At 62.7% G+C, this 12,838-nt stretch carries 11 protein-coding genes; 5 read left to right on the plus strand and 6 right to left on the minus strand.

Annotated features, from left to right (window positions below):
• Window positions 1-201 precede the first annotated feature (201 nt).
• The 5 genes from HNS03_RS22505 to HNS03_RS22525 all read left to right on the plus strand — a co-directional run bounded on the left by HNS03_RS22505 (window position 202) and on the right by HNS03_RS22525 (window position 8,049).
• On the plus strand, window positions 202-759 hold the full coding sequence (locus HNS03_RS22505) for a LemA family protein (protein ID WP_367198342.1): 558 nt from the start codon (window positions 202-204) through the stop codon (window positions 757-759).
• Between the two features lie 58 nt (window positions 760-817).
• Window positions 818-2,872, plus strand: coding sequence for a DUF2207 domain-containing protein (locus HNS03_RS22510; RefSeq protein ID WP_367198304.1), 2,055 nt, complete (start codon window positions 818-820; stop codon window positions 2,870-2,872).
• 141 nt (window positions 2,873-3,013) lie between these two features.
• Complete coding sequence (locus tag HNS03_RS22515; protein WP_367198305.1) at window positions 3,014-5,083, plus strand: NAD(+) synthase; 2,070 nt, start codon at window positions 3,014-3,016, stop codon at window positions 5,081-5,083.
• 35 nt (window positions 5,084-5,118) lie between these two features.
• On the plus strand, window positions 5,119-6,975 hold the full coding sequence (locus HNS03_RS22520; protein ID WP_367198306.1) for a hypothetical protein: 1,857 nt from the start codon (window positions 5,119-5,121) through the stop codon (window positions 6,973-6,975).
• A 99-nt stretch (window positions 6,976-7,074) separates the two neighbouring features.
• Window positions 7,075-8,049 carry a glycosyltransferase family 2 protein gene (locus tag HNS03_RS22525; protein WP_367198307.1) on the plus strand — a complete coding sequence of 325 codons (975 nt, stop codon included), beginning with the start codon at window positions 7,075-7,077 and terminating at the stop codon, window positions 8,047-8,049.
• A 368-nt stretch (window positions 8,050-8,417) separates the two neighbouring features.
• Here the strand turns inward: HNS03_RS22525 and HNS03_RS22530 are convergent, their stop codons facing one another.
• The 6 genes from HNS03_RS22530 to rfbC all read right to left on the minus strand — a co-directional run bounded on the left by HNS03_RS22530 (window position 8,418) and on the right by rfbC (window position 12,710).
• Complete coding sequence (locus HNS03_RS22530) at window positions 8,418-8,864, minus strand: GtrA family protein (RefSeq protein ID WP_367198308.1); 447 nt, start codon at window positions 8,862-8,864, stop codon at window positions 8,418-8,420.
• Between the two features lie 92 nt (window positions 8,865-8,956).
• Entirely contained in the window at window positions 8,957-10,042 is a 1,086-nt protein-coding gene (locus HNS03_RS22535; protein WP_367198309.1) for a glycosyltransferase family 2 protein, read from the minus strand.
• Window positions 10,043-10,044: 2 nt separating this feature from the next.
• On the minus strand, window positions 10,045-10,338 hold the full coding sequence (locus HNS03_RS22540) for a hypothetical protein (protein ID WP_367198310.1): 294 nt from the start codon (window positions 10,336-10,338) through the stop codon (window positions 10,045-10,047).
• A gap of 44 nt (window positions 10,339-10,382) precedes the next feature.
• Entirely contained in the window at window positions 10,383-11,252 is an 870-nt protein-coding gene (rfbA, locus tag HNS03_RS22545) for a glucose-1-phosphate thymidylyltransferase RfbA (protein ID WP_367198311.1), read from the minus strand.
• Window positions 11,249-12,145: a dTDP-4-dehydrorhamnose reductase gene (gene rfbD, locus HNS03_RS22550; RefSeq protein ID WP_367198312.1), complete on the minus strand. Its 897-nt coding sequence runs from the start codon at window positions 12,143-12,145 to the stop codon at window positions 11,249-11,251. The genes rfbA and rfbD overlap by 4 nt, the downstream gene beginning before the upstream one ends.
• 10 nt (window positions 12,146-12,155) lie before the next feature.
• Window positions 12,156-12,710 carry a dTDP-4-dehydrorhamnose 3,5-epimerase gene (gene rfbC / locus HNS03_RS22555; protein ID WP_367198313.1) on the minus strand — a complete coding sequence of 185 codons (555 nt, stop codon included), beginning with the start codon at window positions 12,708-12,710 and terminating at the stop codon, window positions 12,156-12,158.
• Between the last annotated feature and the right edge of the window lie 128 nt (window positions 12,711-12,838).

Raw genomic sequence — 12,838 nt, forward strand, 5'->3', positions numbered from 1 at the left:
CACATGGCGTCACGTCGGGCATCTCGTCCAGACCATCCCATCCGACGAATGCGCCAACTACTTCCAAAACGCAGGATACGCTTCCGTCACAAAATGACACGCTCTAGAGGCGGTTTTGCGCCGGGAGGACTATCGGGCTCGGGCCCAATCGCCTAAAAGCGGAAGCCAACGTCTCGGCTTGGAGGATCGGCAGCGATGACCATCTGGATCGTGCTCGGCGTGATCGTCCTGATCGCGATCTTCGCCATCCTGCTCTACAACCGACTGGTCGCCGCCCGGGCGCAAGTCGACGAGGCCTGGTCCGATATCCAGGTGCAGATGAAGCGCCGCTACGACCTGATCCCCAACCTGGTGGAGACGGTGAAGGGTTATGCGAGCCACGAGCGCGAGACCCTGGAAGCGGTAATCGAGGCACGCAACCGGGCCGCCACCAACACCGGCTCGCCCAACAGCCAGGCCCAAAGCGAAAACATGCTGTCGGGTGCGCTCAGCCGGCTGTTTGCGCTGGCAGAGGCCTATCCGAACCTGAAGGCCGACCAGAACTTCCGCCAGCTCCAGGACGAACTTGCGGCCACGGAGAACCAGATCGCGCGCTCGCGCCGCTTCTATAACGGCTCGGTCAAAGCCTTCAACGTGATGATCCAGTCGTTCCCGGCGAACCTCTTCTCCCGCTCGCTCGGCTTCTCCGAACGCGAGTTCCTGGAGTTCGAGGACCCGAAGATCGCCGAGCCGGTGAAGGTCGACTTCGGAAAATCCTGAAGCCGGGCCCTTGTCGGGCCGACCTTGAAACCGCAAACGAGACCCTGCGAGGCCCCTGGTGCCGTTTCGCCGCTTCGTGTTCCCGATCATCGCGATCGTTGTCATTCTGGCAGCGGCCGTTCCGAACGGGGACGCGCTGTTTTCCGGCCTCTGGAATGTGTTCGGCCAGGGCGAGACCACACCGGCCGCACAAGGGCGCAGCGGCGCCGACCAATCGGTCACCGTCAGCCAGGCGTCCGAACCGACGCTGCCGACGCCTCCGGCCGCCGGCTCCATCAGCGGCTCGGAACGCATCCGCTTCTTCCAGAGCGAGATCACGGTCCAGAAGACCGGCGCGATCGACGTCGTCGAAACGATCCAGGTCGTGGCTCGTGGCAACCAGATCCGCCGCGGCATCTACCGTGTAATCCCGCTGACCCGAGTGATGGGACTTGGCCGCGTCCGCGCCGATTTCCATCTCAATTCCGTCTCACGCGGAGGGCACGACGCGCCCTACCGGCTCACGATCGAGAACGGACAGGCCGAGATCCGGATCGGACAGGCGGACGTCATCCTGCAGCCGGGCGTCTACACCTACCGCATCGCCTACACCATGAGCAGGCAGGTCGGCTTCTTCTCCGATTATGACGAGATCTACTGGAACGTCACCGGCACCGAATGGGCATTTCCCATCGAACGTGCGCAAGCGTCGATCGTGCTGCCCGCCGGCGCGCAGGTTCTCGATGCTTCGGTCTACACCGGCCGTTTCGGCCAAAGCGGCCACGACGCCACGATCACGAGGGGTCTGAATTGGGCCACTTTCGTCGCCCCCAGCCCGCTGCAACCGCACGAAGGCCTAACGGTCGACGTGGCGTTTCAGAAAGGCGTGATCCCCGAGCCGTCGCTGCTGACCCGCGTGCTCGGCAATCCGCTCGAGGCGGGACTGACCGTGCTCGGCGCGGTTCTCACGCTGGTCTATTTCGTCATCGTCTGGCGCCGGGTCGGGCGCGATCCGTCCCTCGGCCCGATCATCCCGGTCTATCGGCCCGAATTGCCGCCGCACGCCATGCGCTATCTCGATCGCATGGCCTACGACACCAAATGCCTGGTGGCCGCGATCCTAGATCTGGCCGTGAAAGGCCATGTGCAAATCGACGAAGCCGACAACAAGACGCTGACGCTCACCCGGGTCGGACCGCCGAAACGCGAACCCAGCCCGGGCGAAGCGAAGGTGCTCGCCAAACTCTTCTATGACGAAGGCGATCAGGTCCGGCTCTCCAAGGCCGATTCCGTCATTCTGGCGAAGGCCAACACGAGCCTGAAGACATTTCTGTCGGGCCGCTTCCTGCGCAAACACATCGAGAAGAATTTCGGCTGGTGGTTGGCTGGCTTCGCCATCGCCGCCGTGACCTGGATCCTGGGCGATCTCTTCAGCGCGGCTCCGCTTTCCGGCGCGGGCTATCGCATCGCCGCTTTCGCGGCCATCGTCGCCTTTTTTGTGGCGGGAACCTTGGCGCTGAAGAGTTGGTGGCTGGTGTTTCGCCGCAACTGGACCAGCCTGCCTACAGCACTCGTGTTCACGCTCTTCACCGTGGTGGCCGCGGCATTCGCACTCGGCACTTCGGTCCTACTCATCGGGGAAGCGGGCCTGGTCTCCGGCCTGGCGTTGATCGCTGCAGCCGGCATTCCTCCGATCTTCTTCAAGCCGATGGCACGGCCGACCAGCGCAGGCCTTGAGGCCATCCGCGAAATCGAAGGTACGCGGCTCTATCTCACCGTCGCCGAGGCCGACCGGCTAAAGTTCGCCAATCCGCCGGACCGCACGTTCGAGCACTTCGAAGAGCTGTTGCCCTACGCGGTCGCGCTCGGGGTGGAGACCGCCTGGACCAACCAATTCGCCCATCTGGTCGCCGCCGGCGCGATGGTCGCGCCTGTCTGGTATCACGGCCACCACGGCGGAATGTGGACGCCGGCCGCGCTCAACTCGGTATCAGACGGCATCGGCTCCGGCATCTCCCAGACGGTCAACCAGGGCCTCGCCTCCATCAAAGCCGCAAGCGGCGGCTCGTCCGGTTCGTTCGGGGGCGGTTTCTCCGGCGGTGGTGGCGGCGGCGGCGGCGGTGGCGGCTGGTAGTCTTCTCCACCCCTCCGCTCGGCGCATCGCCAAGGCGACAGCAAAAACGACCGTGCTCCGTCCCCACTCCACTAATGCTCACTTTGAGAATAACCCTTTGCGCCGGCAGGCCAGCCGCGCTACGACGGATACCGGAGCAGCATGAGGCCAAGCGGGATGCACGAGCTGAGCTTCCACAATCTCTATCGGCACGGCTTCGTTCGCGTCGCCGCCGCAACGCCGCGCGTGGCGCTCGCCAACCCGGAAGAAAACGCCGCGCGCATCATCGAAATGGCCAAGGAGGCCGACGCCGAACGAGTCGCGCTCGTTCTGTTTCCCGAGCTCTGCATCTCCGGCTACGCGATCGACGACCTCCTGCAGCAGGACGCGCTCCTGGGTGCGGTTCGAACCGCGATTGCGCGCATCGTGGACGCCTCGGCGTCACTTCGCCCTTTGCTCCTCGTCGGCGCCCCGTTGATGCTGAACGACCGGCTCTACAATGCCGCGCTCGCAATCCAGGGCGGCCGCATTCTCGGCATCGTTCCCAAGAGCTACCTGCCGAACTACCGAGAGTTCTATGAGGGTCGGCACTTCACGCCTGCAAGCGGCGCTTCGGCCGACTGCGTGCGCCTGCTCGGCGATGACATCCCCTTCGGCTCCGACCTAATCTTCGAGGCACCGAAGCTGCCTGGCTTCGCCGTCCATGCGGAGATCTGCGAGGATGTCTGGGTGCCGGTTCCGCCGAGCACGGCGGCCGCCTTTGCCGGCGCGACGATCCTGGCCAACCTGTCGGCCAGCAATGTCACGATCGGCAAATCGGACTATCGCCATGCGCTCTGCCGGGTCCATTCCGGGCGCTGCTTTGCCGCCTATCTCTATTCCGCCGCAGGGATCGGCGAATCCACGACCGATCTCGCCTGGGACGGTCACGCGATGATCTACGAGAACGGCACGCTGCTTGCCGAGGCCGAGCGCTTCGCCCGGACGCCCCAGCTCACGATCGCCGACGTCGATGTCGGACTGTTGCAGCAGGAGCGGCTGCGCCACGGCACCTTCGGCGACTGCGCCACCGCGCACTCCCGCGACATGCGGCGCATTTCGTTCGACTTCGCGCCCCCCGACGATGCGGTTCTTCCGCTCAACCGCACCGTCCCGCGCTTTCCTTACGTGCCTGCGGACACGGCCCGGCTCGACGAGCTTTGCTTCGAGGCCTACAACATTCAGGTCAGCGGGCTTGCCCAGCGTCTGGAGGCGGCGCACATCCAGCGCATTGTGATCGGGGTTTCCGGCGGCCTCGATTCCACCCAAGCACTGCTGGTCGCCTGCCAAGCCTTCGACGAGTTGCGGCTACCGCGCGAGAACATCCTCGCCTATACCCTGCCCGCCTTCGCCACCAGCGCCTCGACCCGCTCGAACGCCTGGGACCTGATGCGCGCGCTCGGCGTCACCGCCCACGAGATCGACATGTCGCCGGTTTGCCGGCAGACGCTGGAAGACATCGGCCACCCGTTTGCCCGCGGCGAACCGGTCTACGACATCACGTTCGAGAACGTTCAGGCCGGCGCGCGTACGGCGACGCTTTTCCGGCTCGCCAATTTCCACGACGCCATCGTGCTTGGCACCGGCGACCTGAGCGAGCTCGCGCTCGGCTGGTGCACCTATGGCGTCGGCGATCACATGTCCCACTACAACGTCAACGCCTCGGTGCCGAAAACGCTGATCCAGCACCTGATCCGCTGGGTCGCGCAGACCCATCGCTTCGACGAGGCGGCCAGCGAAGTCGCCTTGCGGGTGCTCGATACGGAAATTTCGCCGGAGCTCGTACCGGGCGAGGCCGATGGCGATGCACCGGCCCAGCGCACCGAGGACTTCGTCGGCCCTTACGAGCTGCAGGACTTCAACCTCTACTACACAACCCGCCACGGTTTCGCGCCGAGCAAGGTCGCCTTCCTCTCGCTCCATGCCTGGCGCGATGTCGCGGCCGGCGCCTGGCCGCCGAATTTTCCCGACACCAAGCGCAACGCCTATGAGCTTGCCGACATCCGCAAATGGCTCGGCGTGTTCCTGAAGCGCTTTTTCCAGACCAGCCAGTTCAAACGGTCGGCGGTGCCGAACGGACCGAAGGTCGGCTCCGGCGGCTCGCTGTCGCCGCGCGGCGACTGGCGCGCGCCCAGCGATGCCTCGGCCCAAGTCTGGATCAAAGAGCTTGAGCGTTCGGTTCCCCTGCGATAGGTCCTCAATCGCTTTTAAGAGTTCGAATTTAACATGTGCGGTCCGTCTGCCGCGCGTCCCGACCCAAATGTGGAATTCAAAAGATCCCCACCTCGGCACTGCTGAAAATGACAGCACGTAGAGAAGAAAGTCGGGCACATCCGCGGATGAAAGATGCGAAAATATTGGAGCCCGAAAGTAAGATTTACGATCGCCTATTCTATGTTTCGCTCTCCCTAATAATTCTTATATACTTTCTCATCCCCCGACAAGCTGTAAGCGGCGACGAGCCGCGCTATTTACTCTACGCCACGTCTTTATGGCGATTTGGTACCTTTTCCATGCCTCTCACCGACTGGCAGGCGATTTCGCCGGACCTCCTCGGCTTTCGTATGGAAACGCTGCCCTATCTCGGCACCAATCCTCCGACCGTTCTCGGTCATCCGGTCTATGTGTCGTTCCTCTTGGCGCCGCTTTCCGTATTCTCATTGTTCGGCTTGCGAGCGGCCGCTCTCCTGATCGGCGTATTGGGCCTCGTCCTGCTGCATCGCCTCCTGCGCCGCGCCTATGGCCCGCTTCCAGCACTATTGGCGATGCTATCCGCCGTGCTTTACTATCCGCTGAACGCTTATTTTCATACATTCTACAGCGAGGTGTTCATTTTCGCGGCGCTATCAGCCGGTCTTCTGCGGTTGACGTCCGCTGGCAAGAGCGTCCGCTCCGATGCGATTTCCTCGGTGATCATTCTGATCATCCCCTTTATACATCTCCGTGCCTCCGTTGTCGGTGCGACCGTCTTTTGCCTCTTCCTGCTGCGCATCTTTCAAGCCACGAACTTCAACTGGAAACGACTGGTCCTCCCGGTCGTTCTGGCCGGCACGGCACTTCTCCTGCTGATCAGCCTTAACTTCCTGATTTATGGTACGATCACAGGATCGGTGAACACTGCCCGCCCGCCCGCGCCTTGGGACACCTTGAGCGTGCTCGCCATGCAGACGCTGAGCATCAAGGGCTTCCTGCCCTATGCGCCCATCTGGCTGCTCGGCTACGCGGGGCTGCTTGCGGGCGCCATAAGGAAAAACCGTCTGGCGCTCGAATGTGCGGTACTCATCCTGGTCGCCTTTTTCACCTCGATCGGCATCAATCCCGGCGAGGGCTGGCCTGGACGCTTCTTCGTCACGTCCGTTCCGATGTTGGCCGTGGGCTTTGCCTGGTGGCTGGCAAACGCGACGTCGCTGGTTCAGCGGGTGCTCACCGTCGCACTCGCCCTACCGTCGATCGCCTGCGCCGCCGTCTTTTTCGCCGATCCGAATTTCGTGATGGAGGGACGCCAGGCGGACGTCATCTACCAGCGTCTCTATGACATTTTCGGCGGCTTCAATCCCGGCTTGTTCCTGCCCGTGGAAGGCATAAGCCCCGGGCTCGCCGACCTGCTGGGGATCGTGGCCCTCATCTTCGTCGTGCTCGCCGCCGCTTCGGCGCTGGTCCGCCACGCCAACCTCGTCGCCGCCGTTCCCTTACTCGCCGTCATCGCATTCGGCACAATGACGGCGGTCAGACCGGTCAACGCGCACGTCACCCCGACGGACAACGGCGCAACGGCCACGCTAGACCGACCGGCGCGCGTCCTCCTCGTCGAATACGGGCCGTACTGGAAAGTCGCCTATGCGCCTCCGACCTATGCAAGGATTGATGCCGGTTTCGGTCCGGAGGCCGCACCGTTCGGATCCTACAGCGTCCCCGCTTCGCCGGTTTTCCATCTACAGTGCGCCGACGCTTTCGAAATCGTCCGGTTGGCATCGGACGACCTGGACCTGGCTCAAGCGATCAAGGAGCGCTTGGTCTTCTACGAGCCGACCTCGCCCCTGCTAACGCAGCTGATCCGCCCGGTTACTTGCACCGGCTCACAATGATCACTAAAGCCGATTGCAGGTTCGCGATCGTTCCACGATTCCTCTCCGGGAAGGTCAGGTTGACCGTCTCGACCATTCTGAAGCGCACATAAGCTCCTCATGGCCAAGATCTGCATTGTCATTCCCGCCTACAACGAAGAGCACGCGATCGCGGACACGATCGACGACTATGCGGCGCATTTTCCCGATGCGACTCTCGTCGTCGTCGACAACAACTCCAAGGATCGCACCTCGGAGATCGCGGCCGAGCGGTTTCGCGGAACCCACCATCTGCTTTTGCAGGAGACCGCCCAGGGCAAGGGGCGCGCTGTGAAGAAAGGCCTCTCGCGCCTTGAGGCCGACGTCTACATCATGGTCGATGCCGACCACACCTACCCGGCCGATGACGCCCGCCGGCTGTGCGACATGCTGCTTGCCGAGCGGGTCGATATGGTGGTTGGCGACCGCGTCAGCGAAGGCGCCTACGACCGGCAGAACACCCGAAGCCTGCATGGCTTCGGCAATCGGGTGCTGACCCAGCTCATCTCATTCCTGTCCAATAAGCGCTACAGCGACGTGCTGTCGGGCATGCGCATCATGTCCGGTCCGTTCGTGGACCTGTTGGACGTCCAGAGCCACGGCTTCCAGCTCGAAACCGAACTCAACGTGATCGCGGCCTATGTGAAAGCGGACGTGCGCGAGGTGCCGATCCACTACCGCGCCCGCAAGGAAGATTCCGAATCGAAGCTCGACACCTTCCGCGACGGCGCACGCATCGTGGCGTTCGCCGTCCTGAATGCGATCGTGTTCTATCCGTTCGTGATCTTCGGCCTGATTGGCGCCCTCTGCCTACTGATCTCGCTCGCCTGGGGCGCTTTCGTGATCTCCACCTTCCTACAGCTCGGAACGGTGCCGTATGTGGCAAGCACGATCGGGGCGGCGACCTTCGGCCTCGTCGGCCTACAGTCGGTGGTAACCGGATTGATTCTCGGCATCATTGGCGGCGATCGCCGCCGCGCGACCATCGCCTCGTTCCTGAAGTCGCGCCGCATCTGGAACGCCAGGCTAGATCGGCTGATCCCAGAAAAGCGGTAGGCCGTTCCCGCCTGCCCTTCGCTTTGACGCGCTTCCGAACGGAAAACCGGTCTCCACTTTTCCTGGAAGCATCGCGTTTCTCCAGACGCACTTCCGGACGGAAAACCGGTCTCCACTTTTCCTGGAAGCATCGCGTTTCTCCAGACGCGCTTCCGAACGGAAAACCGGTCTCCACTTTTCCTGGAAGCATCGCGTTTCTCCAGACGCGCTTCCGAACGGAAAACCGGTCTCCACTTTTCCTGGAAGCATCGCGTTTCTCCAGACGCGCTTCCGAACGGAAAACCGGTCTCCACTTTTCCTGGAAGCATCGCGTTTCTCCAGACGCGCTTCCGAACGGAAAACCGGTCTCCACTTTTCCTGGAAGCGCTTTATCGGCTCTGGCCGTAGAGCCGTGCGTTCATCAGCACGAACGTCACGAAGGCCGAGGTGCCCGAGCCCAGGAACAGTGCCGCGAGCGGCGGCAAGGTAAGGCCGATCCAACCCGCGATGAGCACAACATAGATTCCCGAGTTCACCAGAAAACCAATCACCTGAATGCCGACATAGCCAGCCAACTCCGCGCCGAAGCGGGGGCGCTGGCGGTCTCCGAACGACCACGACCGGTTCATCAGCCAGGTGACCAGCAGCGCGACCGGAAACGACACACACCGCGCCCAGATCGGGCCGACGGATGTCAGCCACATGACCAGGCTCAAGACGCCGGCATCCACGACAAAGCCGGTGCCGCCCGTCACCAGAAATCGAAAGATCCGGCGCAGTCCCCCGAAGGCAGACCCGACAGTCTGCGACGCATGCTCGGCCGATGGTGTGGGCATTCAATGGGGCTCCAAATCGCGATCAAATGCTGTCGTTTAGAGCGCTTTCGGGCAAAGCGGAACGGCTTTAGAGCCTGCCCATCTCAACGAGCTCACGAATAGTCTTTTCGAGACAGAAGCCCAAATGGTGGCAACTCTACGCCGAGATCGCGGGCGATCGCATAGACCCGGCAGCGGCTGGCCGGTTCATCCGCGACAAAGACAACAGGACGGTTGTCTGCACGTTCGGTGGCCTCTGTGATCAGGCGCGTCCAGGCCTCGGTTTTCCCGATCTGCCCGTCTCCTTCCAGGCGATGGGCGGATGACAGCGCTTCCGCTGGCGGTTCCGGTTGCCAATCGACATCTCGGAAGACCGGCATCGTGCTCGGCTCCAGAAGCCGCCGGGCCAGATAGTCGCCCCAGCGTGCGGCGAATTTTTTCTGGTTGGCTTGCACCGTTTGGGTCAGTGCCGCCGCATCCCATTGCTCGTTAGAGCTCCGGCTTTCCAGATGAACGATGGCGCTGTCACCACAGTAATAGGTAAAGTGGCCTGCCGATCTCAGCCTCAGACAGAGATCGGCATCCTCGAAATAGGCCGGATCATAGAGTGGATCGAAACCGGCGGCCTTCAAAAAAGCACCCCGCTCGATCAACAGACACGCAGCCGAGCAATAGTCGACGATGTAGAGGCCCGGACCGGTGATCAGTCCGTTGGCCTGCTCGCGCTTGCCATGCTGAATGCTCCAGCTTTCCGGCGTCAGGTAGGCGCCGGCCTCCTGGAGCGTTCCGTCCTCGTAGAGCAGGCGCGCGCCCACGGCCTTCGCCCTCGGCGCCGTGTCCAGTGCGACGACCATAGGCTCCAGGAACCCCGGCTCGACCAGTGTGTCGTTGTTCAAAAGCAGGAGATAGCGCCCACGCGCCACCTCCGCCCCGATATTGTTGGCTTCGCCGAAATAGAGGTTGGTCGGAAGCTCAATCAGCCGAACCGGGCGCGTGGCAAGGGCTGCGCGCAGCTCGTCGCGCTCACCTGCCTCGCTGCCATTGTCGACGACGATGACTTCGCAGCCGATGGCGCCGACATGCTCCAACAGCCGATCGACGCAAGCGACAGTCAGCGCCGCCTTGTTCCAATTGGCGATGACGACCGAAACGGTGATCGTTCCGTCCGAAGACGTCGTCGTTGCGGACTCGCGAACCATACTCACCCTTCGCGACGCTCGAGGCCGAACATGAGGCGAAAGCCCCGCTTCAAAAGCCGGGATCGCGAGTTCCACAAGCGCGCATACTCGGCCTGAAGACGGGCGCGTTCGGCCGCCAATTCGCCTTCGAGAGCCTCACAGCGCCTTTGCAGATGGAGAATTTCCCGGTCTTTCACCGCCACATCGCTTCGGAGATTGGTCCAAAGCGCCGTCGCGAGATTGGCCCGCGCCTCAAGCTCGAGCTCCCGATCCAGGTGATCGGCCTCGGTATCGCGTTCGCTGGAGGGGTGATCCATCGACGAGGTCCGCACGGCGTGAAGAGGAAATCGGACGCTATCCATCAAACGACCTTGGCGATCCCACGAAGGTACTTGCCGTAATCTCCCTTTCCGACCTTCTCGGCCTGCTCAATCAGCTCGTCCCGGCTGATCCAGCCGGCGTGATACGAGATTTCTTCCAGGCAGGCGATCTTCAGAGCCTGGCGGTGTTCAAGCGCGCGCACGAACTCCGCCGCCTCCATCAACGATTCCGGAGTGCCCGTATCGAGCCAAGCAAAGCCGCGCCCCAACGTTTCCACGTTGAGCGACCCCATCTCCAGATAGGCCCTGTTGACGTCGGTGATCTCGTATTCGCCGCGGGCCGAGGGTTCGAGCTTGGAGGCGATTTCGACGGCCTGGGCATCGTAGAAATAGAGCCCCGTCATCGCCCAATTCGAGCGCGGTTTGGCCGGCTTTTCCTCCAGCGAAAGCGCCACATTGTTTTCGTCGAGTTCCACGACGCCGTAACGCTCCGGATCGCGCACGTAGTAGGCGAACACGGTCGCACCGCTGGTCCGCGCGGCCGCATTCTGCAGAAGCTCCGACAGGCCATGTCCATAGAAGATGTTGTCGCCGAGGATCAGGCAGCAGCCTTCCCCATCCAGGAACGCTTCGCCGATCGTCAGGGCACAAGCGAGCCCATCGGGGCTTGCCTGCTCTGCATAGGACAGGGACACGCCCCATTGCGCACCGGTGCCCAAAAGATCACGGAACCGAGGCAGATCGCGCGGCGTGGAGATGATCAGAATATCCCGGATCCCCGCCAGCATAAGGGTGGAGAGCGGATAGTAGATCATCGGCTTGTCGTAGACGGGAAGCAGCTGCTTCGATGTGACATAGGTCATCGGATAAAGTCGCGTGCCGCTCCCGCCAGCCAGAATGATCCCCTTCACGACGACTTTCCTTTCTCTGCGAGAAGCCGCTCCAGACAATCGGCCAGCGCCTCGCGCCAGGGTTGGAGCTGGACATGGTGAACGCGCGCGATCTTGCCTGTATCAAGACGGGAATTGGCCGGGCGGCGCGCCGGCGTTGGATAGGCGTCCGTTGTAATGCGTTCAACACGCGCCGACGGGCCGCCAAGCCGATCGGAAATATCGAAGGTCGCCTCGGCGACGTCCGCCCAGGACGCTTCGCCCAGCGCCGCCAGATGGAAGACTCCGCGCAGACTGCGATCGTCCGGGTTTGCGCACAGATTTTCGCAGACCCTCAGCACACCGTCCGCGAGATCGAGCGCCGAGCTTGGCGAACCGACCTGATCGGCGACCACACGCACCACATCGCGATCGGCCGCGAGCCGCAGCATGGTGCGCACAAAATTCGAACCGAACGGGCTATAGACCCAGGCCGTGCGCAAAATCGCATGATTGGGAACACGCGCGACCAAATGCTCGCCGGCGAGCTTGCTCCGGCCGTAGGCGCTCATGGGTGCCGGCGCATCTGATTCCGTGTAGGGGACCTTCCCCGTTCCGTCGAAGACATAGTCGGTGGAGATCTGGATGACGGGAACACCGATTTGACCGGCAGCCTCCGCAACCCGCCCCGCCCCGGTGGCGTTAACGGCATGGGCCGCGGCGTCTTCGCTCTCCGCCTTGTCGACCGCCGTGTACGCCGCCGCATTCACAATCGCATCGGGGCGAAGGACGCGAAACTGGTCGACCATCGATACGTCGGTCGAAAGATCGATCTCCGGCCGACCAACCGGCACAATCTCGATTCCCCGCACGGGCCCGCGTTCGGCCATCGACCGCGCAAGCTGTCCCGCTCGCCCTGTCACGACAACGCGCATTACTAGATCCCTATTCGAAGATGGTCCCGAGATCGGCGAGGTGGGGATGCGTCCGATCGCGCCCGGACAGCGTGTCCGGATCGCAAACGCCCGGCCAATCGATCCCGATCGTCGGATCGTCCCAGGCAATCCCGAAGTCGTGATCGGGCGCGTAGAAGTCCGTCACCTTGTACAGCACCTCGGTGTCGGGCTCGAGCGTGCAGAACCCGTGCGCAAACCCTTTCGGCACGAAGAACTGGCACCAGTTTTCGGCCGAGATCTCCTCGGCGACATACTGGCCATAGGTATCGGAGGAACGACGCAGATCTACGGCCACATCGAAGATCCGACCGCGCACCACACGCACGAGTTTGTCCTGTGCGAACGGAGGGGTCTGGTAGTGCAGGCCGCGGACCGTGCCGACCTGGCGCGACAGGGAATGATTGTCTTGCACCCAGCCGGTCGGAAGGCCGGCTTGTTCGATCAGCCGGGCATTGAACGTCTCGGAAAAGAACCCTCGTTCATCGCCGTGGCGTTTTGGGCGGAGCACCTTCACATCGGAAATCGCGAGCTCGGTAATCTCCAAGTGTCCGTTCCTTCCTCAAAACCGCCGGGCTGCAACGGCTTTCGTTTGGGATGTGCGGGCAGAACCACCCGGTCGGAATTCGTCGCGAGGTCGTATTTCCGGACTGCGGGACGGTGCCACCTCGCCCG

Origin of the sequence: Amorphus sp. 3PC139-8, assembly GCF_040750475.1 — a bacterium.
Classification (GTDB): Bacteria; Pseudomonadota; Alphaproteobacteria; order Rhizobiales; family Amorphaceae; genus Amorphus.